This is a genomic window from Polaribacter sp. YIW18, assembly GCF_057219325.1.
Window position 1 is genome coordinate 233781 of the sequence record NZ_JBXVVE010000001.1, and the last position, 26671, is coordinate 260451.

Consider the following 26671-nt stretch of genomic DNA (forward strand, 5'->3'; position numbering starts at 1 on the left):
TGTTGACTGATAACTTGATTGATTATATTTAAAACCTGTTACTATTTCTGCCAAAGGAATAAAAGCGAAAACTAATACAAGAAAAATAGAAACTATTCTTACTGAAGGTGTTTGTTTATCAGTCTTTGAAAACTGAATATTAATTTGGTCCTAAGTTTCTTTCATAATATAAAGATAGTAAGATTAAATAAAAGTAAATTAATACCTCAAATCAGCAGGTTCAATAAAATCTATTTCTAAATTGTAAATTTCTGAGATATAGCTTTTAATTTCAGTTATAAAGTCTTCTAATTTTTCTGATGTAATATTGGTTTCTGCTTTTCTTCTTGGCAATGCAAAATCTACCGATAAAAAACCACTGTTTAAGTTTTTAAAAGAGTAAATTCCTGCTTCTAAAGGTTGGTTAAAATTATAGTTTTTACTTTGTGTATATAAATAAGCATACAACAAAACTTGGATAGCTTTTAAGTGTTTTTCGTCTCTTAAATTCTCAAATTCTGGAACACGCAAATTACTGCTAGTAACCATACCTGTTTTATAATCTATAATTCTTAAAACACCATTCAACTCATCTACTCTATCTACTTGTCCATGCAATTTTACGGGGTATTCTAAACCATTAATTTTAATTTCTGTAGATAAGTTTTCTTCTGTAGCAATAATTTTAAGTTGATTATTTTTATGCTGCAACAAGGCCTTTTCTTTCTTTAAAAAGTTGGTTACAAATCGGTTTGCGACTTCAAAAATTAAACGGTTTTTGCCTGTGGTTAAATTTCCATTTTTAAAATGTATTTTAAAGTGTTTTGCCACTAAATCTTTTGCCTGTTCTTGCATTGCTAAAATAGCTTCTACCGTCAAAAATTTACCAACAAAAGGTGTATATAATTCGTCTAAAGTTTCATGTACAACAGTACCTAAGGTATTAAAAGCAACTGTTTCTTCTACATCATCAAACTCTTTTATTTTTAAAATTTTTTGCTTGTAAAAACTTACAGGATTGTGCAAATAATTGGTTAAAGCAGATGGTGATATTCCTTTTGCTGCCAATTCTTTTAATCTTTGTAAAGTAGTTTTTGTTTTACCAATTTGTTTTAATTCGGTTTTATTGGCAATTACTTTGGGTGCAATTGTTTTATGCACAATGTCTGGCCTTAACATTTCTAATTGGGTTACAAATCGGCTTTTTTCTCCACTTCCAAAAACATCATGTTCTGTGTTATAGAGTATAAAAACATTTTTTGCTCTTTGTAATAACCTAAAAAAGTGATAAGAAAAAATAGCGTCTTTTTCTCTGTAAGTTGGCAAACCAAATTCTAATTTAACATCAAAGGGAATAAAAGAATTTTGCTGAGAACTTGCTGGTAAAATTCCTTCGTTTGTAGAGGTTAAAATAATGTTTTCGAAATCTAAAACACGGGTTTCTAACATCCCCATTAATTGCAACCCTTTTAGGGGTTCACCTTGAAAAGAAAGGGTTTCTGAGGCTATTAACTGTTTAAAAAACAATGCCAATGTTTTTAAATCTGTAAAATAATTAAACTCACTTTGCAGTGTTTTTAATTGTGTAAAAGCTGTATAAAAACGGAATAAATATTCTTTTTCTAAGTCTGTAGTTTCTTCTTTTAAAAGTGCTATTACACTTAAAATTCTATCTAAAAAATTATGAATAGTTGTATACTTTTTAAATAAGCCTAGTAGTACATTTTTAACGGATGCCTCTGTAGATTCTAATAAAGTTGTAAGCTGATTTTTGGTGATAAAAATATAGTTTTCTTTACCAATTTCTTCTGTAAAATCATCAACCAAATTAGTGTTAGTTGTAGACAACAGTTTGTAGATAGATTGATGTTTTAAAAAACGAATTACATCTTTGTAATAAAACTGATTATCTGCTGTTTTTTGTAACTTTTCTTGTGAAATAAACAGCTGAAAAATAGAAAACAACAAATTGGTTGTTGGGATATCTTTTAAAGGATATCCCATAGTTATGTTTATTGCATTGATGTTTTTAGGTAAAGAATTTAAGGTAATTGGCAGCAACGTTTCATCGGATAAAATAAGTGCTGTATTTTTAAAATCTGAAAATGTTTCTAAAATTTCGCCAGCATATTTTATTTGCGTAGTGTTTTTAGAAGCACCAATTACTTGAATATTTTTATCTGAAGAAAAATGATTACTCAGATTTTTTAAACTGTTTTTCTCATAAAACTTCCACTCTTTTTTATACTTTCTAATAAAAGTACCTGCTTGGTGATTGTTTTTGTAAAACGTTTCATCTAAATCCCAATAAATATCAGAATTTCCAGTTGATAACACTTTTTGAAACAAAAATTCTTCTGCTTTATTTAAAGCATTAAAACCTATAAAAATATACTTTTTATGGGTGTTTCCCTCAAGAAATTGGTCTATATTATTGCAAGCTTCTCTATACATTAAACCTTGATAACCAATCTTATTTTCGAGTAAAAACTGATAAAGAGGTGCGTAAAAATTATGTAACTTTTCTAAAAAAGAGTAATGATCTTTCATGAACTCTGTTTCTTTAAAAGTACCTGTTACAGACCATTTTTTTAACCTTTGTAGGTCTCTTAAATAAACAAATATTTCTTTTGTATCTACCAAATGTTGGTCTATTTCATTAAAATCTTGCAGTACAGTAAACGCCCAAGATGCAAACGTATCAAAAGTATCTGGTGCTTTTTCTAAACTTTTATAAATGGTATAAAAGTGAAATAATAATTGAATGCTATCTGCTTTTTTTATACCAGAAACTTGTTGAATAAACTGTTCTATATTTAAGGTTTCTGGTAAAAACCCAACCGAAATTTTATCTTTTAAAGTTTGTTTTAAAAAAACCTTTGCTCTTTGAGATGGTAAAATAAAAACCACATTATCAAAAGACTTGGTCTCTTTTAAAATAGCATCTAAAGTTTCTGAAATAAAGGTTTGCATAGAATTTTTTATATTGAATTGGATTTTCTAAATTACAAAAACTAACTTTTATACTAGTTACATCTTTAAAATAAATTTTAATGAAAAACGAATTAAATATTGTAGGCATTCAGGCAGATTTGGTTTGGGAAAACCCAGCAAAAAATATTACTTTTTTTAATGATACCCTAAACAACTTAAAAAGTAAGGTTGATCTTGTTGTTTTGCCAGAAATGTTTGCTACCGGTTTTACAATGGAGCCTTCAACAATTGCAGAAAAAATGGATGGTTTTTCTATTTCTTGGATGCAAAAAGTTGCAAAAGAAAAACAGCTTGCCCTTTGTGGTAGTTTGGTAATATCTGAAGATAATAATTTTTACAATCGATTTGTTTTTGTGCATCCTTCTGGAAAACTTGAAACGTATGATAAAAGACATACTTTTACTTTGGCTGGAGAGGATAAAAAATACACAGCTGGCACAAAAAAAGTAATAATAAATTATAAGGGATGGAAAATTTGCCCATTAATTTGTTACGATTTGCGTTTTCCTGTTTGGGCTAGAAATACAGACAATTACGATATTTTAATTTATATGGCAAATTGGCCTGTTGCAAGAATAAAAGCATGGAAAACCCTCTTAAAAGCACGTGCTATAGAAAATATGTGTTACACAATTGGTGTAAACAGAATAGGAAAAGATGCCAATGATTCTATATATTCTGGTAACTCTATAGCCATCGATTATTTAGGTGAAGAATTATCGGGGCTAGCTAAAAATAAAGTTGGAATTATTAGCGCTCGTTTTTATAAAGATAAACAAGATGAAATTAGACAAAAACTAGGTTTTTTAAATGATAGAGATTTTTTTAAAATTGTGTAATCGTGTAATTGTTTTGAATAAACGTTGTAACAATTACACGATTAAACAGTTTTTTTAAGCTGGTAACATCCATTTGAATTGAAACTTTGTATCTGGCACAGAAATACGTTCTGTAATTCTGTACATTCTATCTGGAAGTTTCATTAAATAATCTCTGGCTTTTTCTGCCTCTGGAGTTAAATTGGTAATTTTATCGATTTCCCACATGGTGTTTAATTTCTTTAAAATATCTACATAATCAAAACCTGTGTAAACACCTACTCTTTGTGCTATTGTAGAAAAATCATCAAACAAACTGCCCTTTGCGCCAAAAGATTCTCTAAGGTGCATTGCAGGCATTACTATTTTGTGTTTCATCATGTGTTGGAAAGCCAACATCATTTCACTTGGGTCTATTTTAAAAATTTCTTTTACAAAATGTGCGTATGCTTGGTGGTGTCGCATCTCATCACCAGCAATAATTTTAGACATTTTTGCTAAGGCTTTATGTCCTTTTTTTCGTGCAATTTTTGCTACGTTGTTATGAGATATATAGGTTGCTAATTCTTGAAACGTAGTGTACACAAAGTTTTTATAGGGGTCTGTTGAGGTACCAATATCAAAACCATCTGAAATTAAATGTTGGGTAGATATTTCTACTTCGCGCATGTTTACTCTGCCAGATAAATACAAATATTTATTTAAAACATCTCCATGTCTGTTTTCTTCTGCTGTCCAAGTTCTTACCCATTTTGCCCAAGAATTGTCTGGGTCTTGAGAAACTCCATCAAGATCTAACAACCAAGATTCGTAGGTTGGTAATGCTTCTTCTGTAATGGTATCTCCTACTAAAACTACCCAAAAATCGTCGTGTAATTCTTTAGATAGTTCTCTAATTTCTTCTACTTCTGTGATAAAAGAATCTTTTTGGGAATTTGGTAAAAAGTCTGTTGGTTGCCAAATTTTTTCGGCAGGTATTAAATAGGTTTCCATAAAATGCTGCATCTTTTTTTCTAATGTTAGCATTACTTCTTTCCTAATATTTTTTATTGTAGACATATATCTATTTTATGTGTTCTTTAATTACGTTTTCTGTTTTTTCTAATAACTCATCAAAAGGTAATGAGTTAATTGGTATAGGCTTATGTGTTGTTATGGTTATTGGGTTGCCAATACCTAATGGAAATTTACCATATTTAAACACTTTCCAAGAATTGTTTATAGTTAAAGGTACAACATAACCATCTTTATTATATTTTGTAATGACTTTTAAGCCATTTGTAGCAAATTTTTTGGGCTGGCCATTTCTACTTCTTGTGCCTTCTGGAAAAATAATTGCGCCCCAATTATTTTCTTTTATTCTTTTAGAAAAGTTTGCCAAAGCTGATATGGCTTGTTTTGGGTCTTTTCTATTAATGAGTGCTGCACCTCCATTTCTTAAATTGTAGGATACACTTGGTATGCCTTTACCGAGCTCTATTTTAGCGACAAATTTTGGATGTTGTTTTCTAAAAAACCATCCTATTGGTGGAATATCAAAAGTAGATTGATGATTGGACACAAATATAACTGTGGTATTTTCTGGAATTTTATACTTGTTTTTTAAACGAACCGGTACTCCTATGATTAACATAGATTTTACTAAGAAAAAATTTAAAGCAGCTACTACTTTTGCGTGTGCATTATGCCCAAATAAATTTAAACTCACCCATTGCAATGGATGAAATATAAGTAGCAATAAAAAAAACACCAATACAAATATTGGTGATAATATATAACTTAGAATCTTCATTTTTTTAATTTACAACCAATTATTCCATGGAATTCTAGATAGTATTAAAACCAAACCTATTCCGTAAAATATTACAAAACTTTTAAACTTTGCAGCATCTTCTGTTTTTTTCTTGTGTTTAGACCATCCTATTGTGATAAATACAATCGCTAAAATCATTGTTATTGGATGTTCTACAGCTAACAACCTTACAGCTTTATCTTTCATTACCGCACCAGCATCTGAGGTTAATAAATCAAACCAAGGAGATATAAAGTACCAAGCCAAACCTATTAATAATTGAATATGAGATACAATTAGGGTAAACAAACCGATTCTTAAATCTTTATCTGTAAATTGTTTTTTTTGAGTAAGCCCAATTATGGCATTAATTACTGCAAATATTAAAATGATTAACACTAAATATGCCCAATAAGAATGTACTTCTTTCATAATATAAAGTTTATTTTAAGTCGGGTAAAGTTACTAAATTTTAGTCATAAAAAAACCACCTTTTGCAAGGTGGTTTTTTAAAATATTTATTGAGCTTGATATTAGAAGTTATATCTAACGCTTGCATTCCAAGTTCTACCCCAACCGAAATATCCTCTGTTTGAAGTATCAATACCTCTATATGTATCAGACCCAACAGTTGTTTGATTTGCAGATGTTAACTCTGAGATGTATTCTCTATCCAAAACGTTGTTAACATTTACTCTAAAATCTAACCATTTTGTTTTATCTGTACCAAGATCTAATCTGTAAGATGCTCCAAAATCTAATAATCCGTAAGAAGGTAATTTTAACTCACCTCTTGTTGGGCTAACATTTGCATATAAACGATCATAATATCTAAAATCTGAATCTACACTAAAACCATTAAAAATTGTATAATCGATACCTAAACCGTAAGAAGTTTGTGCAGCATCACCCACATTAATTCCATCTACACTCTCTACAGATTGATTAATTAGATTTCTATCTTCGTCAAGTGTTTGTGTTGTTAATTCACCTAAATATTTCCAATCTCCAAAAGAAGCAAATCCTTTAAGTTTAAAATTATATGCTAATTGAGCAATAAAGTCAAACTCTATACCTTTATGGTATTGATGTTGACCAAGTGTTTGTGTGTTAGTTACAACACCTGCATTTGTTACGTCAGTAAAACCATCTACTTTATCTCTCCAACTTGTACTATACAAGTTTACACTACCACTTAAAAATTCTGATTTATAGTTATATCCAAATTCTAAACCAAATATTTTTTCATTTTGAGAAAATGGATTTATTGAATTATCATAATTGTTAAAAATATTATCGTGATATGGTTGACGTGAGTAGTAACCAGTATTCATATATACAGAACTGCTTTCTGTCAAGTTAAAACCAGCACCAATTTTTAAATTATACCCTATATTATTTAATTTCTCTGAATCTTCGAACTCAGGTAGATAATCATATCTATCAAATCTTTGGTGAGATTGATTAGAAACAGCTCCCTGGAAAAATGCAGACATCACATCAGTTGAATATTCTAATTGTGTAAATAAACCTGCGTAAGAAATTCTCTCACTACTATCATAATCAATTCTTTGGTTTTCTGCCATCATATTAAAAGTGGCTGCCCATGGATTTGCTTTACCACTTTCTGTTGCAGTAACACTTACGGATGGTCCAGTTTTATTGTCATTATCGTCTTTTAAGGTTCTATCTTCTGTCCAAGAAGTTAAACCATGAAAATTCTCAACTTGTCTAAAGTGTGTACCATAATAAGTTCTCAAATCCGCTCCAACATTAAAAGTTAAATTGTCATTAATTTTTTGCTCAAAATTAGATACTACACCGTACCAACTATGTAAGTTCATTGATGCTCTAGTAATATATGCATCATTATCAAAGTTACCATCACCACCAGTAGCAGCATTGTTTGCATATATTGCATCATAATCTATTAAACCATCTGCAGTTCTTACTCTGTTTCCTCTATTTCCAGTTCCACCACCTCTACCAAAAGAAGCGTATAATACTGTGGATAAAGATGAGTTATCAGAAATTGTATAATCCCAGTTTAAGTTTAATACTGGTTTATGGTAAAAATTTCTTCTTTCAGTTAAATATTGACCATTATAAAAACCAAAATTATCATTATATTTTAACCCCTTATCTAGATATGTAGAAATACTTTTAGTAAAGTTTTGGTCATGCCATTGTGGTGCCCCTGTTATTAAAAAATTAAAGTTATGATTATCATTTGGCTTATAGCCAAATGAAATAAAGTATGTTTGTCCTTGAGCTCTTGTTCCATTATTGTAACCATCACCTTGCCAATGAGATAACATAATACTTGTTCCCCAACCTGAATCATTCATTCCAGTATTATACATAATAGTACTTTTAAGGTAACCATCGTTTGCTGTACCTGCATAAAAGGAACCACCTTGTTTTTTGTTTGTAGTTTTAGTTACGAAGTTCATTGACCCCCCTACAGAAGAAATAGCTAATTTAGATGCACCTAGTCCTCTTTGAATTTGAACAGCAGATGCTATATCATTAACACCAGACCAGTTAGACCAGTACATTTTACCATCTTCCATACCATTAATTGGCTGTCCATTTAATAAGAAAGCTGTATTAGTTTGATCAAATCCACGTACAGAGATTCTTGAATCTCCAAAACCCCCTGCTTGCCCAGAAACATAAATAGATGGAGTGTTTACTAATGTCATTGTAACATCTTGCGTACCAATTTTCTTTTGTATTTCTGCTGCTTTGACAGTAGAAACTGCAATTGGAGTTTTTCTACCCCCAGCTAAATCAATTACACCTTTCCCAACAACTACTATCTCATCTAAAGAGTTTTCATCAACTTTTAGTTGAATATTCCCTAAGTTAGCAATTGATGAAGAAAATGTAACAACTTTTGTCTTGTACCCAATAAAAGAAACTACAATAGTTCCTGAATTTGTTTTTGAATTTAACGAAAATTTCCCGTCAAAATCAGTTGAAGTACCATTGGTTGTTCCTTTTACTACAACACTTGCACCTGGTAAAGGTTGGTTAGATTCATCTACCACTTTACCTGTAATTTTAGTTTGTCCTAAAACTGTAGCTGTTACAAAAAACAGGGCTACAATTAACAAATTTTTAAAATTTTTCATTGTTTTAATTTATGATTTGAATTGTCTTACAAAATTCCTTTTTTTGAGGGACTGTAATGTTAATTTATTGTTAAGTTTTAACAAAAAAATTAGACAATAAAACACATACTAGCTACTGAAAATGAAACTATTATGCATCAAAATGCTTATTAATAAGAAGTCAATAAAGTGTTAAAAAAATGATATATTTAAGGTATAAATTTAGGCTTATTGTTTATTTAATAATTTCTTAGCTAATTCTTTTCCTAATTCTACACCAAATTGATCATAACTATAGATATTCCATAAAATTCCTTGTGTATAAATTTTATGTTCATATAGAGCGATTAACTTCCCCAAAGATTTTGGCGTTAGTTTGTCAAAAAGAATGGCATTGCTTGGTCTATTACCTTCAAAAACTTTAAATGGAAGTAATTGATTTATTTTAGCTTCATCTCCAGAAAATTTTAACTCTAAATGAACTTCTTCTTTAGTTTTACCAAATGCCAAAGCATCCATTTGTGCATAATAATTTGCCATTAATTTTTTATGATGATCTGTTAACCCATATAAAGATTCTTTGTATCCAATAAAATCTGCAGGAATTAACTTCGTACCTTGATGCACCAATTGCATAAAAGCATGTTGCATGTTAGTACCTGTACTACCCCAAACAATGGTTCCTGTTTGATAGTCTATTTTGTCTCCATTTCTATCTACTCCTTTACCATTGCTTTCCATAATGGCTTGTTGTAAATAATCTGGTAGTTTTTTTAAGTATTGTGAGTATGGTAAAACTGCTTCGGTTTCTGCACCGTAAAAATTGTTATACCAAATACTTAAAAGTGCTAAAATTACGGGTATATTTTGATTAAAATCTGTATTTCTAAAGTGGTTATCCATTTCTTCTGCACCCTCTAAAAGCGCTTTATAATTATCAAAACCAACTGATAAAGAGATCGATAAACCTACTGCAGACCAAAGTGAAAAACGACCTCCAACCCAGTTCCACATAGGAAATACGTTTGCTTTGTCTATACCAAAGCTATCTACTGCTTCTAAATTTGTAGATACTGCTACAAAGTGTTTTGGAATATCAAAAATAGTTGCTGATTTTAAAAACCAATTTTTTATGGTTTCTGCATTAGTAATGGTTTCTTGTGTTGTAAATGTTTTTGATACAATTACAAAAAGTGTTGTTTCTGGATTTAAGTTTTTAATAATTTCAGATACATGGTCTCCATCAATATTAGAAACAAAATGTGTGTTTAATTGATTTTTGTAGTATTGTAAAGATTCTACTACCATATCTGGTCCCAAATCTGAACCACCAATACCAATATTTACAACATCTGTAATAGATTTACCTGTGTAGCCTTTCCATTTACCAGAAATAACTTTATTACTAAAACTTCTTATTTTTCTTAAGGTAGTTTGTATTTGTGGCTTTATATTTTTTCCATTAACTAAAATTGGTTCTTCAGAAGTGCTTCTTAGTGCTGTATGCAATACTTCTCTACCTTCTGTAACATTAATTATTTCTCCGGTAAATTGCTTTTTTATAGCATCTTTTAGATCTACTTCATTTGCCAATTCTACCAATAAATCTATGGTTTCTTGCGTTATTTTATTTTTAGAAAAATCTACTAATAAATCATTAAACTGTATAGAAAAATCTGTTTGTCTATTAGAGTTTTTATACAAATCTTTTATAGAAATGTTTTTGTTTTCATTAAAATGATTTGTTAATTTTTTCCAAGCTTTTGTTTTGGTAGGGTTGATATTTTGTAATGCCATTGTTTTAATTTTGTGCAATTTCTTCTGTAATTACAGGAGGTTCTTCTATTTGTAACTGATTATTATCTAATTGATATTTTAAAGGAGCAATAAAATTTAAAAAATCTGGTAGTAAACTTTTCTTTAAGGGTTCTGCTTCTGGTAATTTGGTTTTAGGGCTTAAAGGATCTACTTGTCTGCCGTTTTTCCAGAAACGATAACACACATGTGGCCCACCAGTATTTCCTGTCATACCAACTGTACCAATAACCTGCCCTTGTTTTACATAGTCTCCTCTTTTTACTTTTCTTCTTTTCATATGTAAATATTGGGTAGTATAAGTACCATTATGTTTAATTTTTACATAATTACCATTACCACCTCTTCTTGCAGATTCTATGACAGTACCACTTGCGGTTGCAATAATTGGTGTTCCTATATTTGCAGCAAAATCTGTGCCTCTATGAGGTTTTACACGATTGCCATAATAGGCAATTCTTCTTCTTAAGTTGTATCTAGAAGAGATTCTATATTGAAATTTTATTGGTGCTTTTAAAAACTGACTTCGTAGCATATTTCCTTTTTGGTCATAATATTCTGGTATGCCTTTTATGGAATCTGCTACAAAACGAAACGCATATAAATCTTCTCCTTTATGATTAAAAACCGCAGATTTTATATTACCATAGCCAGCAAATAAAGAATCGTTTATAAATTTTTCTTCAAACACCAATTTAAAAGAATCTCCTTTTTGAAGTTTGTAAAAATCTAAAGTCCAGGCATAAATATCTGCCACTGCCCAAGTAAGATTTGGTGATAAATGCAAACTATCCATTGTGTTAGAGAGGTTTGTATTTATGTTACCCTCTACAATTCTTTCTTTGGTTTTTATAGGTTGTAAGTATGTGTAAGCTTGTATTATAGAGTCTTTAAAATCTACTACTGTGGCTTTTATTTTATTGTTTTTATAAATAAAAACCTTGGCTTTTTCTAAAGAATCTTTGCTAGATAAAATCATGTAGGGTTTTCCTGCTCTTACTCTTCTAACATCAAAAACCTCTTTTATGCTTCCTGCAATTTGGTATATTTTTGGGTAATCTACATGGTGTCTATCCATAATTTCGCCAAAACTTTCGCCGCTTTTGATAGTATCTAAAGTTACTTTATAATCATCTAATTTATAGCCGAATTTATATACAGGTTTGGGTTTTACGGTTTCTATTGCCTTTTTATCTTCGTTTTTACAAGCGTAAAAAAAGATGGATAATAATAAAATATAGGTTATTTTTTTTAACAATTGAAAGCGTATTAGATGAACGCTCAAAAATACAAATAAAATTGATTTATTTGAACTCTATTTTAGGAAGTTCCGATAACGGTTTCGTTAGAGTTTTAATAAATTTATCAAACATTATCTTTGTTTATTTAAAGTTGTTAGCTAACCCTTTATAAGCTTCTAGTTCTGCTCTAAGAGACCCTACAGATAATGATGCACTCATTTTAATTGGAATTTTATTTGCATCATCAGTAATCCAAATAGTAACACTTTCTTGTGCTTTAAAAATTCTACCAGATTGCACTAATGGTCTAAAAACTAACGTATTTATATCGCCAAATTTAGAGTCTAAAACCTGTTTGCCTAAAAATCGAAGTTTAAAAGGATAGATCTGCTCATCCATAAAAATATCTATGGCTATTTCATCTCCTTTTTTCATGTCTTTTACATCTTGATTTCTTAAATAATAAAATGCAGATAACATATCTTGTACATTTAAAACAGAAATTGTAGTATCTTTTTGTTTGATAAAATCTTGAACGTAAGCGTGATTCGCTTTTTTATTAAATGTGGTTATGGTGTGTTTTTTATAACCTCCTTCATTTATTTTTCTTTTAAATAAATAGGGCGATACTTCATTTTTATCAAAATAACTTTCATATAAATCGTCTACTTTAAAAAACCATTTTATCATACCAGATGTCCAACCAGAACCTTTTGTATGAAATACTTTTTTGCCATTTAAGGCTGTCTCTTCTACTTCTAAAACAGCAGTGCCAGCTCTTAAAAATCCGCTATAACTCATTTTATAACGCAACCATTCTCCACTTTTAAAAGCATGAATGTGTTGTTGTTGTGATACAATTGCAGTTGAGATAAAAAGAAAAGTAAATAATAGAATTTGTTTTTTCATAGTTTTTCAAACTTATAAAAAAGTATTGACAATTAGCGTTCCAAAAAAGAAAAATAGCGTAAGAAATCTTTGTAAACCACTTTTTAACAATTTTTTTTAAAATGTACCCCAGTCTTTTAGCTCTTTTTCTGACCATAAATATGGATAAAAAACTCTTCTCTGATATTTTGGGTGCATGTATTTACGCCAATTACTACCACCTGTTGCTTCTAAATCGGAGTCTTTACCACCAATATATTTTGCTGCTGTATTGTAATGTGCCATTACCCACTTTACGTTTACGGTATAATCGTAATGACGCATTGCTTTGATTAAATCTTCATTTTCTTGAACTTCTTTAGGCAATTGTTTGAATTTTAGAGATAAATTAATGTTGTTATAATCTTCCATAAAATCTATAAAATCTCCCATATATTTTTTCTCAAAAAGGTTTAATAAAGTTGATTTTTGACCGGTAGTATAATTTTTACCTGCTGCTTGCCAATATAAATGATTGTAAGCATTTCTAAAAGATGAATTTCTATCAATTGTATCTCTGTAACGTGCATCTATTAAATTAATTAATTCTGTAGATGCAAATTCTATTTTTCTGTATTGTGCTGATTGAAAACCACTTGCAGGTGTTAATGTATTTCTAAATTTTAGGTATTGTTCTTTTTCCATACCATCTGTCATTACTGTAAATGAGCTACAAAGCATGTCAAAATACCTGCTTATTCTGCCTAAATGCATGGTAAATTTATCTGCAGAAATATCTGTTGCTTTTGCAACCTGATCAATTTCCCATAAAATCATTTTAAACAATAATTCGTTTACCTGATGATACATAATAAACACCATTTCATCTGGCTGGTTGGTTCTTGGAGTTTGCAAGCCTAAAAGTGAATCTGTCTGAATATAATCCCAATACGTAATGGGTGTACTGTGCAGTAAACCTTCTAACATGGCATCTACAGGAACACCTAGTTTATCGTACTTTTCTTCTATGGCTTTTAAAATTTCTTCTCTATTCATGTATTGATATAAAAAAAATTACTAGGATTGATTGGTCTGGTATAAAGATACTAAATAAAGACCTTTCAGGTTTTTGAAACCTGAAAGGTTATTAATATTTAAAAATCGTAACTCAAACTAAAAATTAGTAAACTTTAAAGTGTTCCTCTTTTTGCTTGTTCTCTTTCTATAGATTCAAATAAGGCCTTAAAATTGCCTGCTCCAAACCCTTTGGCTCCCATTCTTTGAATGATTTCGAAAAACAAAGTTGGTCTATCTTCTACTGGTTTTGTAAAGATTTGCAACAAATAACCTTCTTCATCTGCATCTATCATAATACCCAACGCTTTTAAACTTTCGATATCTTCTCTTAATTCGTGACTAAATGCTTCTAATCTATCAGGAACAGCTTTGTAATATTCTTCTGGTGGTGTAGATAAAAACTCCACTCCATTTAAGCGTAATTGTGTAACTGTAGCAACAATATCATCTGTGGCAACAGCAATGTGTTGCACACCTGCACCTTCGTTAAAATCTAAATATTCTTCTATTTGTGATCTTTTTTTACCTTCTGCTGGTTCGTTTATTGGAAATTTAATGCGTCCATTTCCATTGGACATTACTTTACTCATTAATGCTGAATATTCTGTATGGATTTGCTTATCATCAAAAGATAAAAAGTTTTCGAAACCCATGACATCTTCGTACCATTTTACCCAAACATCCATTTGGTTCCAACCTACATTGCCCACCATATGATCTATATATTTTAAACCAGCAATTGGCGGATTGTAATCGGATTCCCATTTTTTAAAGCCTGGTAAAAATGCACCATTATAATTTTTACGCTCTACAAATAAATGTACAGTTTCACCATAAGTGTAAATTCCTGCTCTTACTACTTCTCCATGTTCATCTTTTTCTACGGTGGGTTCCATATACGATTTTGCACCTCTAGATGTAGTTTCTTTATACGCTTTTCTTGCATCTTCTACCCAAAGCGCTATTATTTTTACGCCATCACCATGCTTTACAATATAATTATTTATAGGCGATTTACTGGTTAATGGTGTTGTAAGCATTAACTTGATTTTGTCTTGGGTTAACACATAACTTACGGAATCTTTTGAACCTGTTTCTAACCCACGATAAGCATGCGATTGAAACCCAAATGCTGTTTTATAAAAATGTGCTGCTTGTTTTGCGTTGCCTACATAAAATTCTACATAATCTGTACCTAACAATGGAAGGAAATCTTGTGCTCCTTCGAATATTTTTTCTAATGTATACATAACTAAAGCCCATCCTAGCCTTCCCAAAGGGAAGGAACTCCTAACTGGGTATTAAAAGTCTTTATGTTTTTAATTGCTATTCGCTTGCAAACTAGTTTAGCCGTGATTGAAATGGCATCCTTTTTTTGCTGCCATAAATGGCAAAAAAAGATATAATGGAAAGCGCGAAATAGCTTCTTATTATTTTTAATTTTAATAAACTTTTTTGAGTTTGTTACTCATTCCCCTTCTTTGGAGGGGTTAGGGGAGGCTTATAACCAAGATTTATAATACTCTTTATCTGCTATTTTTATAGCTTCTTCTGTAACTTGTAAGGGTTTAAAAGTATCTACCATAACTGCTAATTCTTTGGTTTCGGTTTTACCAATACTGCGTTCTGTAGCTCCTGGATGTGGTCCATGAGGTATCCCTGCTGGATGTAGAGAAATATGACCTGCTTCTATATCGTTTCTGCTCATAAAATCGCCATCTACATAATACAAAACTTCGTCTGAATCTATATTACTGTGATTGTAAGGTGCTGGAATTGACTGTGGATGGTAATCGTACAAACGTGGTACAAAACTGCAAATTACAAAGGCATTAGTTTCAAAAGTTTGATGAACTGGTGGTGGTTGATGAATACGGCCTGTAATAGGTTCAAAATCGTGAATTGAAAATACATAGGGAAAGTTGTAACCATCGTAACCTACTACATCAAAAGGATGTGAGGCGTATACCATTTCTATAATTTCGTCTTGTTTTTTTACGTTGATGATAAAATTGCCCAACTCATTATGTGTTTCTAATTCTTGTGGTCTGCGTAAATCTCGTTCACAAAAGGGTGCGTGTTCTAACAACTGACCAAACCAATTTCTATAACGTTTTGGTGTGTAAACTGGTGAATAGGATTCTACAATAAACAATCTATTGTCTTTTGAATCGAAATCTAATTTATAGATAATTCCACGTGGAATTACCAAATAATCTCCATATTTAAAGTCGATATTTCCTAAATGCGTTCTTAGTTTTCCTGTTCCTTTATGGATAAAAATAACCTCGTCTGCATCTGTATTTTTATAAAAATAATCTTTAGTAGATTCTTTTGGAGCAGACAAAATAATATTACAATCTGAATTGGTTAACACCACTTTTCTGCTTTGTAAATAATCATTTTCTGGCTGTACTTGAAATCCGCGAAAGCTATAAGACTGAATATTATTTGCTTTGGCAATTTTAGGTTTTACAGAATATTGTTTTCTAATTTCTTTGACCATGGTTGGTCTATGTTCGTGATAGCTGTTGGTAGACATCCCGTCGAAACCAATAGTACCAAATAGTTGCTCGTAATACAAGCTACCATCTTTTTTACGAAATTGTGTGTGTCTTTTTGAAGGGATTGTTCCTAATTTATGATAAAAAGGCATAATGTTTAATTTGTTATTCCTGCGAAAGCAGGAATTTTGTGAATCGATTTTTGAGTTTTCTGAAATGCAATACCGCATTAAGTGCAAAATGAGAGTAAAAGAACATCACTCTGGATTGCGCTTAATTAAAAACTTTAAATACGTTAGTAAATCTGGATACATGTTACTAAATCGATTTCGTTACCTAGCAAAGATACAAAAAGTACATCAAAAAATTTTATTCTGTATTACAAAATGGGTTGTTGTATTCATGATTTTTTTAGACAGTAATTTTATGGTATAAAAAAACCGAAATAAAAGTTAATGAAATAAACTCAACAAGGATGAATCTAAAAAAGTCGAATCTAAATTTGTGCAGTCTGTAAAACTTACTCAATCTTTTTAACCACTGCTTTTGGTGCTTCTTTTCTAGAGCCATCAAAACCATCAACACCACCAACTGTGGTATATTTCATTACATATTTTTTATCTGGAAAAATACGTTTATATGCACTTTGACACATTAAAGTTGCTTCGTGAAATCCGCATAAAATCAACTTTAATTTACCAGGATAGGTATTTACATCGCCAATGGCATAAATGCCTGGTATATTGGTTTGGTAATCTAAAGCATTGTTTACTTTAATGGCGTTTTTTTCTATTTCTAAGCCCCAATTTGCAATAGGTCCTAATTTAGGTGACAACCCAAAAAGTGGAATGAAATGATCGGTTTTGATCATAAAAGCTTCGTCTCCTTTTTTAATAACAGAAACACCTTCTACTTTATTTGTACCAGCAATACCTACCACTTCTGCAGGTGTAATTAGATCTATTTTACCCGCATCTTTTAATTCTTGTACTTTGTCTACAGAATCTAAAGCGCCTCTAAACTCGTTTCTTCTGTGAATTAATGTTACAGAAGATGCTACATCAGTTAAAAAGATAGACCAGTCTAAAGCAGAGTCTCCACCACCAGCAATGACTACTTTTTTATCTCTATAAACTTCTGGGTCTTTAATAATATATTCGACCCCAACATTTTCGAAATTTGTAATGTTTGGTATCGGAGGTTTTCTTGGTTCAAAACTACCTAAACCACCAGCAATAGCGACTACTTTTGCTTGATGTTTGGTACCTTTATTTGTAGTTACAATAAAGGTTTCATCTTCTTGTTTTTCAATAGTATCTGCACGTTCTCCTAAGGTAAAACCTGGTTCAAATTGTTTAATTTGTTCCATTAATTTATCTGTTAAATCGCCTGCTAAAATTTCTGGATAAGCAGGAATGTCGTAAATGGGTTTTTTAGGATATATTTCTGAACACTGACCTCCTGGCTGTGGTAAAGCATCTATTAAATGACAGCGCAGTTTTAATAATCCTGCTTCAAAAACGGTAAACAAACCTGTAGGTCCTGCACCTATTATTAATATGTCTGTAGTAATCATTAATTTTAAAATATGTGAAAAACAAAAATAGATTTTTTATAGAAAAAAATAGGTGACATTTGTCACATACAAACTACGCTACATTTATAACTTCTTCTATTTGTGGGGCATACTTTTTTATGGTAGCTTCAACACCATTTTTTAAAGTCATTTGGTTTACAGAACAACCTGTACAAGCGCCTTCTAATTGTACTTTTACAATCGTATTTTCTATAGATAAGAGCTTAATATTACCACCATCGCTCATTAAAAACGGACGGATTTCATCTAAGGCTTTTTCTACATTTTCTTGTGTTTCTTGTGCTGTCATAACAGGGCCCTCTTAATCTCCCCAAAGGGGAGAAACTCAAAACGGGTATTTTGAGCTTATATTTTAAACTAAATTTATATTCAATATGTTCCACCTTATTGTTTTCACTTTTTATTCCTTCCCTTTGGGAAGGTTAGGATGGGCTATTTTACTGCACTACAACCACTCATTGTAGTAATTCTAACAATTTCTGTTAGTGGTAAGTTTGCATTTCTTTGTAATAATTGTGATACCATTTCTTTTGTAATATCATGAAAAGCTTTTTCTAAAACTGTGTCTTCTTGCAGTGCAACTGGGTGCCCAACATCGCCAGATTCTCTTATGCTTTGTACTAATGGTACTTCTCCTAAAAATTGAGTTTTAATATCTTCGGCTAAATTTTTAGCGCCATTTTGCCCAAAGATATAATATTTATTATTTGGTAATTCTTCTGGTGTAAAGTATGCCATATTTTCTATAATACCTAAAACTGGTACATTTATACTTTCTTGTTGAAACATCGCTACTCCTTTTTTAGCATCTGCCAAAGCAATATTTTGTGGCGTACTTACTACAACTGCACCATTTATGGGTAAAGCTTGTACTATAGATAGGTGCACATCTCCTGTTCCTGGAGGTAAATCAATTAAAAGAAAATCTAGTTCGCCCCAATCTGCATCAAAAATTAATTGTTTTAAAGCTTTAGATGCCATTGGTCCACGCCAAATTACAGCTTGGTCTGGGTTTGTAAAAAAGCCTAAAGACAATAATTTTACCCCATAACTTTCTATAGGTTTCATTTTTGAGCGTCCATCTACATTTACAGAAAGTGGTTTTTCTCTTTCTACATTAAACATAATATGTTGTGATGGCCCATATACATCTGCATCTAAAACACCAACATTAAAACCCATTTTTGCTAAAGAAATTGCTGTATTTGCTGTGATTGTAGATTTACCTACACCTCCTTTACCAGAGGCAATTGCAATAATATTTTTAATATTTGGTATTTCTTTACCTCTAATTAAATTAGGGTTTTCTTTAGCTGCTGGCTTTTCTACTGAAACAGTAACTTTTACCTGTAAAGTTTCTAAAACATTACTTTTAATAGCTTTCGTTATTTCTAATTCTATCTTCTTTTTTGCTTGTAATGTTGGGTTGCTAATCGTAACATCTACATTTACCTCATCTCCAAAAATTACTATATTTTTAACATTGTTGTTTTCTACCAAACTTTTACCTTCTCCGGGTGCTGTTATGGTTTCTAATGCTTTGTATATATCTTGTTTTTTAAAACCCACGTGTTATTTTTATTTAATCTTATTTGCAAAGATACATCTTCAAGAGGAGAAAAGAAAGCTACAAAATTCTAATTATTTATAGGTTAATAACTGCTAGTTATAGGTTAATAGTTGTTTTATTTACCTGATAAAGTAGCGTTTAAAAGAAAGTTTTTTAAGACATTTGTAGCGTACAATTAGTTTTATAAAATGAAGAATTTTTTTAGGGTTGTTAGTTTTTTAGAAGGGGTCTCTTACTTGCTACTTTTGTTTGTTGCTGTGCCCATTAAATATTTTAATGGAGATGATAGTTATGTGAAATTACTAGGAATGCCACATGGTTTGTTCTTTATGCTGTATATTGTTTTGGCAATTGTAATTCAGAAACAAATGAAATGGAATGCTAAAACTTTAGGAATTGTGATGCTTGCTTCTATCATTCCTTTTGGTACTTTTTATATTGATAAGAGGTATTTAAGATAGGTTTAAAACCTTAAAAGATTCATTATTTAGTAATTATACTAAATAAAATTGATGAGAAATCTTACCTTTAAGAGAGGCTAAATGGGAATTAACCACCACTAACTGGCGGAATTAGTGCAACAACATCATTCTTTTTTATAATTGATGTATCTTCTGCATATGATTCGTTTACAGCAATTGCATACGATGCTATATTTGTTAAACTTGGATACTTTTCTTTTAGTATGATTTTAAAATTAGCTACAGAAATTGGCTTTTCTATGGTAATTTCATCTTGATTACTATTCACCAAATCTGTTGTAATCCCAAAAAATAATACTTTAACTGTCATCATAAAATTGTTTTAAAACAAGCTTGCTCTAAATACAAAACCCCTTTCTTTGATACCTCCATAACGTGCGCTTACATACTCTACTCTTAAAAAACGCCACTTACCAAAACCTAAATTTGACAAACCTACAGAATACTCTGTGTATGGCTTTTTATCTGCCATAAACAAGGCTTTTCCACCTGCAACTAAATGAAAATTCAATTTATTTAATAAAGGTATTTTACCTAAAATTGCACCTCTAAAATTATGCTCTAAATGCATTTCTGCATATTTATCATTGGTGTAATATTTGTAATATTCTAGTAAATTAAAGCTATTTAAATCTCTATCTATAGGAAACAAAAGTTGATTTCCATTAGCTTGCAATTTATCCATAAAAGCAATGTCTTTCTTTTCTAAAAAAGCACCTGCTCTTAAATGATACTGAAACCTACCAAAATTACCTGCATTTAAATCTTGCCTAATATTTGCTATAAATAAATCTGAATTTAAGTTGGAATTATCTGAACCAAATCTTTTAATATAATTTAAACTAATTGTCGGGAATTTACTTTCACCTACATTAAATTTTCTATCTGGGTAAGATAAATATTTTTGACCAATCACAATGGTTGTACCTACGTTTAATGTGGCAATATTATGTTCTGTAAAAGCTGCATTTGTAAAATCTGTTGGGTCTAAAGGATTGTTAGATGTAAATCCATTTACATCTTGTTTTGCAAAAGAATAATTGGTAGTATTAAAAAGTGGTGTTCTTTTGGCATATTCTAAGAAAGTAGAAAAATAAATACCATTTTTAATTTCTTCTGAATATCTAACTTTTGCAGCTGTTTTCTCATAAATTTTAAGGAAATTTTGTCTATTAAACAAAGATGATATGGTGTTGTTTAATTTAAATATGGGGTCTCTATCATTAAATTGAGGGGTTTCTATTCCTCCAGAAATAGTTAATCTTGGTTTAGAAATGTTGTTCCATTTTTTTGTGAAGTAAAAAGTAGGTCTCAGCTTTTTTTCTGAAAAAGCATAATTAAAGTCCATACCTGCATTCCACCATTTCCCTTCATCATTTAATTGTTCAAAATAACTAAAACCCAAAGTTGTATAAAAACCTTGTACTGTATTAAAACCTGCTTGTAATAAAGGGCCATCGTAAGAAAACGACCTGTTTTTATAAGAGTCTCTATATGTATATCCTGTTAAAGGATTTAAAAAACCAAACTTATTCCCTTTTGCATCAAGAGAATCTAAATATTTTTTAGATTTTCGTATCAACTTTATACTATCTTTTAATTTATAGTCTGATACTTCTTCTTTTGTAAGAGGAACAGGTCTAAGCGTATTCCAAAAAACACTGTCTTTTTTTGTAGCATTTTCTTCAAAAGATAAAACCTCATTAGTAAACGTATTTTCTGTAAATGTTGGGTTAAAATTATAATCTGAATATATGTAGGAGAATTTTCCACTAGATTTAAATCCGAATATAGAAATATCAAAATCAATACTTTGGCTAATAAGTACCCAAGCACCTATTTCATCAGTATAATTGTAGCCTTGTTTTAATTTTAAAGTATTTACAATTGGTATATTTACTTGTGCACCTGTGGTAATTAAATCTGCACCATAAATAGCCCAATCGTTTTCTACAATATATATATGACCTTGAAAAACTCGATCGTTATTTCTTTTGGGTAGTAATTTTATTTTATTGATGAGCTTGCCATTTTTATCGTAAAAAGTACCCACTAATTTGTATCTGTAATAACTAAATGCATTGCCAGATACGGGCGAAACCAAATCGTTAAAAACTTCGATACTATTTTCATATAAGTCTATATTAGAGTCTTCTGCTCTATTAAAACTTACACCATTGTCTTGCCCAGAAACTTTAGAAGCTATAATTTTTTCTTTAAATTTTTTAGGATTCTTTTGAAAAGTAATCTTAGAAAATGTTTCAGATAAATAAATAATACCACTTCTTGTAGAGTCTAAACCACCACCAAAATCTCCAGTAGATTGCCCAAAAAACTTTTCTGGTGCATCTTTTATTCTTGTTAAACCTCTGGAGTAAAATTTTGCAGTATAATTAGCGTATTTGTCCGTATTTTTTTCTTTGCTTGCAATTACATTTCTTATAATTCTATTAGCAGGATTGTCTTTTGTAGATATAGTAATTTCTTTTAAACTTACAGATTCTTCTTCTAAAGTAACATCTAATATATAAGGAAATTTAGTAATTGTAACTTCTTTTTTAAGCGTTGTAAAACCAATAAATTGAAATACAATTGTGTATTTACCTGGCTTTTTTATATCTAAAATATAATCGCCATTATCGTTAGAAGTAGTTCCTGTAACAGTTTTGTTTAAATATACACTTACAAAAGAAAGTGGGTCTCCTTTTTTATCTATAATTTTCCCTTGTATTTGACCAATTGTTATCGATGAAATAAAGAGTGATAACAAAAAAAATACGCTTCTCATTCAGTTGGTTTTAGTAAGTAGACGCAAACTTATGGTTTATGTTACAATTTTATATTTATTTATTGTTAGAGGAATTTTACGCTAGTTGTTTAAAATAGACGCTTAAAAATCGATAATGGTTGTATTAAGAGTTGTATATAATTAGTTTTTAGTAGATTCTCTAACCACTATATTTGTCTCTAAAACTTCTTCTTTATAAATGATACTTTTATTTTTCTTTTTGTCTTTTATTTCTTTGTACAATATTTTAAATGCTTTTTTACCCATTTTAAAACCAGGTTGATTTATTGTTGTTAAAGAAGGAGAAATAACAGAAGACATAAACCAATTGCTAAACCCAACAATATTTATTTGTTCAGGTATTTTTACACCTTGCTTGTTAAAAGCTGCTATTGCTCCTATGGCTACCAAATCTGTATTGATAAATATCCCATCTACATCTTTATGGTCTTTTAATAACTTATTTGCGAAAAAACTTCCCTCTTCAAAACTCATATCATTTAATAAATAAACTAAAGAAGCATCGTATTTTATATTATTATCTGTTAAAGCCTGTTTATACCCTAAAAAACGATCTATAGAGTTTTGTGGTAACAATGGACCTCTAAAATGGGCAATTCTTTTACAACCAATATCTATTAAATGTTGTGTAGCCTTGTATGCTGCTTTTCTGTCATCTATAATTACTTTTGAGCATTTTACAATTTTTGCAATTTTATCGAACATTACTAAAGGCGTTCCTTGATCTAATATTTGATTTAAGTGTTTAAAATCTCCTGTTGCGTTTGCCAAAGAAATTAAAATACCATCTACTCTTTTATTTAATAGCAAATCTATCTGCTGTTTTTCTAGCTCGTAAGACTCATTAGATTGCAATGTAATTACTAAATACCCTTTTTTTTCAGCTTGAGAAATAATACCTTTAATTACACTAGAAAAAAAATGATGTACAATTTCTGGGATTATTAAACCAATGGTTTTAGACTCTTTTGTTCTTAAATTTACTGCAAAAGAATTGGGTTTATAATTTAATTTTGCAGCAGTTTCTCTTACTAACTTTCTTGTTTTTTTACTAACATCTGGGTATTCTTTTAATGCTTTAGAAACCGTTGTTATAGAAATACCTAATTCTTCTGCAATCTTTTTAAGTGTCATCAAAATAAAATTTTATTTTTAAAAAATTGTTTGTTTTATTACCTGATAAATATACTAAATTATCTTAATCGAAAACGTTTTCGGTAAATCGAAAACGTTTTCGATTTTTTAATTTGATAAAATTTTTGTTTATAAGAATACATTTGACAAAGAAACAATTAACTTTTTATTAAATTCACATTTAAAATGAAAAAACAATTACAATTTAGAATAGCTTTATTGATGGTATTTTTACTATCAACAACAGCTTTTGTTGCACAATCAACAATTTCTGGTACTGTAAAAGATCAAAAAGGTGAAATTATTCCAGGTGTAAGTATCTATTTAAAAGGTACTACAAAAGGAACTAGTTCTGATTTTGATGGTAACTACGAAATTAAAAATGTAGACAATGGAACCTACACTATTATTGCATCTTATATTGGATTCGATAATTTTAAAAAGGAAATTAATGTAAATGGTAAATTAACCTTAAACATTGTTATTAAAGAAAATGCACAATCTTTAGACGAAATTATTGTGACAGGAGTTGTAAATCCAAAATCTAAAATAGAATCAAGTATTTCTGTTTCTACTGTAGGTATAAAGCAAATAGAACAAGCATCTCCAAGATCTGCAGGTGAACTTTTTAGAAGTATTCCTGGTATTCGTGCAGAGTCTTCAGGTGGTGAAGGTAATGCAAACTTTAACGTACGTGGTGTACCAGTTTCTTCTGGTGGTTCAAGATACTTACAATTACAAGAAGATGGTTTACCAATTATGTTGTTTGGAGATACTTCTTTTGGTAATGCAGACAACTTTTTACGTATAGATTCTAATATTGGTAGAGTTGAAGCTATTAGAGGTGGTTCTGCTTCTACGCAAACATCTAATGGTCCTGCAGGTATTATAAATATGATTAGTAAAACTGGTAAAATAGAAGGTGGAACTATTGGAGCAACCTATGGTTTAGATTTTCAAACTAGTAGATTAGATTTCGAATATGGAACTCCAATTGGAGAAGGTTTATATTATCATATTGGTGGTTTTATGCGTGTTGGCGAAGGGCCAAGAAATATAGGTTACCAAGGTAATAAAGGTGGTCAAATAAAAGCAAATATTACAAAAGAGTTTAAAAAAGGGTACGTTCGTACGTATTTTAAATTTTTAAATGATAGAGCTGTAATGTATATGCCAATGCCAGTAAGATTAACAGGTACAAATGCGAATCCAACTTTTGGAAATTTACCAGGTTTTGATATTACTTCAGACACTCCACATTCTATAAACATTCAAAATACATATAGTGTGTATGATGGTAACCCAACTCAAAATGATATGAGAAATGGAAACAACCCAGTTAGTAAAGCTATTGGTGCAGAGTTTTCTTTTGACTTAGGTGATGATTGGAAAGTAAATGGTAAAGCTAGATACTCTAATAATTCTGGTCAATGGAACGCTCCATTTACTGCAAATGTTGGTACTGTAGCAGAAATAGAAGCTTTAGTAAGAGGTGCTTCTGGAGCAACTGGTGCTTTAACATATCAAGATGGTTCGCCATTTAACCCTTCAAATGGTTTAGCTCAAGATATTAGATATTTTGATGTAACTATAGAAGATTTAAGTAACTTTTTTAGCGATGTAAAAGTTACAAAAGCAATTAATGACAATATAGGAGTTACAGTAGGTATGTTCTCTGCAACTCAAAACACAAAAATAGGATGGCAATGGAGTTCTGCAATTTCTGAAGTAGCAGGAGGTGGTAAAGCTAGATTAGGTGTTTTTGATGGATTTTCTCAAGGAGGAGCTTACTCTTTTGGTCAGCCAGTTTGGGGTAACTGTTGTCAAAGAAAATATAACACTGTACATAATGTAAATTCTCCTTATATAGGTGTAGATGCAGAAATTTCTGAAAAATTAAATTTTGATGGTAGTATTCGTTTCGAAAACGTAAATGTAAACGGAACCATAAACTCTGGTCAATTAAGTAATTTAGATGCAAATGGAGATTTAATTGGTTTTGATTATAACAGTGATGGTGTAATTAGCCCTTTTGAAGAAACGATACCTACAATTGCTGGTAACCCAGGGCAAGCTATAAGCGACAATTATAATTTTGTTTCTTTCTCTGCAGGTTTAAACTATAAATTAAATGATGGTGCTGCTGTTTTTGGAAGATATAGTAAAGGTGCTTCAGGTAGAGCTGCAGATAGAAATAACTATGGTGCAGATGGCTTAGGAGATGTGCAATTTGATGAGATTTCTCAATTTGAAGTTGGTTTAAAAAAGAGACTAGATAATGGTGTTTTAAATGTTACAGGTTTTTTAAGTAATACAGATGAAGGTATTAGTAACGAATTAAATAGAACTGTTGGAAATCCTTTTAAAGCTTTAGGTTTAGAGGTAGAATCTGCTTATAGATTTGGAGATTTTAGTATAAATGGTTCTGTTACTTATACAAAAGCAGAAATTGATGGTGGAGCAAACAAAGGAAACAAACCAAGAAGACAAGCAGATTTTGTATATAATTTAGCACCAACATATTCTTTTGGAGCAGAAAAACAACACTTATTTGGAATTACAATTTTAGGTACATCTAAATCTTTTGCACAAGATGATAACGATCTAGTTATGCCAGGTTACGCTTATGTAAATGCAGTAGCAAGAGTTGGTTTAACTAAAGGATTATCTTTAAGCGTAAATGCTAATAATTTATTCGATACCATTGGTGTTACAGAAGTAGAAGAAAATGGAAATTTAGCTGGTGGTTTAGCCAGAGCAAGAACTATTTCTGGTCGTTCTACAACTATGACATTACAATACAGTTTTTAAAAGAAAGTTTGTTAATTTTTATTGATTTGAATTAAAAGTGGAGCCAATGATAAATTTATTGGCTC

20 protein-coding genes are annotated in these 26671 nt (G+C 30.4%); 3 read left to right on the plus strand and 17 right to left on the minus strand.

What is annotated here, in order from left to right:
• Positions 1–198: 198 nt before the first annotated feature.
• A complete protein-coding gene (locus tag AC2D6T_RS00910) occupies positions 199–2952 on the minus strand; it encodes a PD-(D/E)XK nuclease family protein (RefSeq protein ID WP_484680150.1) in 2754 nt (917 codons plus the stop codon).
• An 80-nt stretch (positions 2953–3032) separates the two neighbouring features.
• Here AC2D6T_RS00910 and AC2D6T_RS00915 point away from each other — a divergent pair, with 80 nt between their 5' ends.
• The gene (locus AC2D6T_RS00915) at positions 3033–3812 is read left to right on the plus strand and encodes an amidohydrolase (protein WP_347186830.1); all 780 of its coding nucleotides are present in this window, start codon (positions 3033–3035) and stop codon (positions 3810–3812) included.
• A gap of 54 nt (positions 3813–3866) precedes the next feature.
• Here AC2D6T_RS00915 and AC2D6T_RS00920 read toward each other — a convergent pair whose 3' ends face one another.
• From AC2D6T_RS00920 to AC2D6T_RS00980, 13 genes are all read right to left on the minus strand, one after another.
• Positions 3867–4850, minus strand: coding sequence for an acyl-ACP desaturase (locus AC2D6T_RS00920; protein WP_484680151.1), 984 nt, complete (start codon positions 4848–4850; stop codon positions 3867–3869).
• 4 nt (positions 4851–4854) lie between these two features.
• Positions 4855–5583 carry a lysophospholipid acyltransferase family protein gene (locus AC2D6T_RS00925; RefSeq protein ID WP_347186828.1) on the minus strand — a complete coding sequence of 243 codons (729 nt, stop codon included), beginning with the start codon at positions 5581–5583 and terminating at the stop codon, positions 4855–4857.
• 9 nt (positions 5584–5592) lie between these two features.
• On the minus strand, positions 5593–6015 hold the full coding sequence (locus AC2D6T_RS00930) for a hypothetical protein (RefSeq protein ID WP_298946279.1): 423 nt from the start codon (positions 6013–6015) through the stop codon (positions 5593–5595).
• 101 nt (positions 6016–6116) lie between these two features.
• Positions 6117–8720, minus strand: coding sequence for a TonB-dependent receptor (locus tag AC2D6T_RS00935; protein ID WP_484680152.1), 2604 nt, complete (start codon positions 8718–8720; stop codon positions 6117–6119).
• A gap of 207 nt (positions 8721–8927) precedes the next feature.
• Positions 8928–10496: a glucose-6-phosphate isomerase gene (pgi, locus tag AC2D6T_RS00940; protein ID WP_298946282.1), complete on the minus strand. Its 1569-nt coding sequence runs from the start codon at positions 10494–10496 to the stop codon at positions 8928–8930.
• Positions 10497–10500: 4 nt separating this feature from the next.
• Positions 10501–11772, minus strand: a complete 1272-nt coding sequence (locus AC2D6T_RS00945; RefSeq protein ID WP_484680153.1) for a peptidoglycan DD-metalloendopeptidase family protein — start codon at positions 11770–11772, stop codon at positions 10501–10503.
• Positions 11773–11896: 124 nt separating this feature from the next.
• A complete protein-coding gene (locus tag AC2D6T_RS00950; protein WP_484680154.1) occupies positions 11897–12664 on the minus strand; it encodes a DUF3108 domain-containing protein in 768 nt (255 codons plus the stop codon).
• Positions 12665–12760: 96 nt separating this feature from the next.
• Positions 12761–13678: a tryptophan 2,3-dioxygenase family protein gene (locus AC2D6T_RS00955; protein WP_484680155.1), complete on the minus strand. Its 918-nt coding sequence runs from the start codon at positions 13676–13678 to the stop codon at positions 12761–12763.
• 134 nt (positions 13679–13812) lie between these two features.
• On the minus strand, positions 13813–14949 hold the full coding sequence (gene hppD, locus AC2D6T_RS00960; protein WP_438989622.1) for a 4-hydroxyphenylpyruvate dioxygenase: 1137 nt from the start codon (positions 14947–14949) through the stop codon (positions 13813–13815).
• Between the two features lie 251 nt (positions 14950–15200).
• Positions 15201–16355 (minus strand): homogentisate 1,2-dioxygenase, encoded by a 1155-nt coding sequence (locus AC2D6T_RS00965; RefSeq protein ID WP_484680156.1) that lies wholly within the window; start codon positions 16353–16355, stop codon positions 15201–15203.
• Between the two features lie 368 nt (positions 16356–16723).
• A complete protein-coding gene (locus AC2D6T_RS00970; protein WP_298946294.1) occupies positions 16724–17779 on the minus strand; it encodes an NAD(P)/FAD-dependent oxidoreductase in 1056 nt (351 codons plus the stop codon).
• 73 nt (positions 17780–17852) lie between these two features.
• Positions 17853–18089 carry a NifU family protein gene (locus AC2D6T_RS00975; protein ID WP_298946296.1) on the minus strand — a complete coding sequence of 79 codons (237 nt, stop codon included), beginning with the start codon at positions 18087–18089 and terminating at the stop codon, positions 17853–17855.
• A gap of 143 nt (positions 18090–18232) precedes the next feature.
• The gene (locus tag AC2D6T_RS00980) at positions 18233–19369 is read right to left on the minus strand and encodes an Mrp/NBP35 family ATP-binding protein (RefSeq protein ID WP_484680157.1); all 1137 of its coding nucleotides are present in this window, start codon (positions 19367–19369) and stop codon (positions 18233–18235) included.
• Between the two features lie 189 nt (positions 19370–19558).
• Here AC2D6T_RS00980 and AC2D6T_RS00985 point away from each other — a divergent pair, with 189 nt between their 5' ends.
• On the plus strand, positions 19559–19831 hold the full coding sequence (locus tag AC2D6T_RS00985) for a DUF3817 domain-containing protein (RefSeq protein ID WP_484680158.1): 273 nt from the start codon (positions 19559–19561) through the stop codon (positions 19829–19831).
• 88 nt (positions 19832–19919) lie between these two features.
• On the opposite strand, the gene AC2D6T_RS00990 is transcribed toward AC2D6T_RS00985, so the two are convergent.
• The 3 genes from AC2D6T_RS00990 to AC2D6T_RS01000 form a co-directional block, all read right to left on the minus strand.
• Positions 19920–20165 carry a MoaD/ThiS family protein gene (locus AC2D6T_RS00990; RefSeq protein WP_298946302.1) on the minus strand — a complete coding sequence of 82 codons (246 nt, stop codon included), beginning with the start codon at positions 20163–20165 and terminating at the stop codon, positions 19920–19922.
• A gap of 9 nt (positions 20166–20174) precedes the next feature.
• Entirely contained in the window at positions 20175–22640 is a 2466-nt protein-coding gene (locus tag AC2D6T_RS00995; protein ID WP_484680159.1) for a DUF5686 and carboxypeptidase regulatory-like domain-containing protein, read from the minus strand.
• Positions 22641–22781: 141 nt separating this feature from the next.
• Positions 22782–23795 (minus strand): LacI family DNA-binding transcriptional regulator, encoded by a 1014-nt coding sequence (locus tag AC2D6T_RS01000; protein WP_298946307.1) that lies wholly within the window; start codon positions 23793–23795, stop codon positions 22782–22784.
• Positions 23796–23981: 186 nt separating this feature from the next.
• On the opposite strand from AC2D6T_RS01000, the gene AC2D6T_RS01005 reads away from it, so the two are divergent.
• Positions 23982–26606: a TonB-dependent receptor gene (locus tag AC2D6T_RS01005; protein WP_484680160.1), complete on the plus strand. Its 2625-nt coding sequence runs from the start codon at positions 23982–23984 to the stop codon at positions 26604–26606.
• Positions 26607–26671 lie beyond the last annotated feature (65 nt).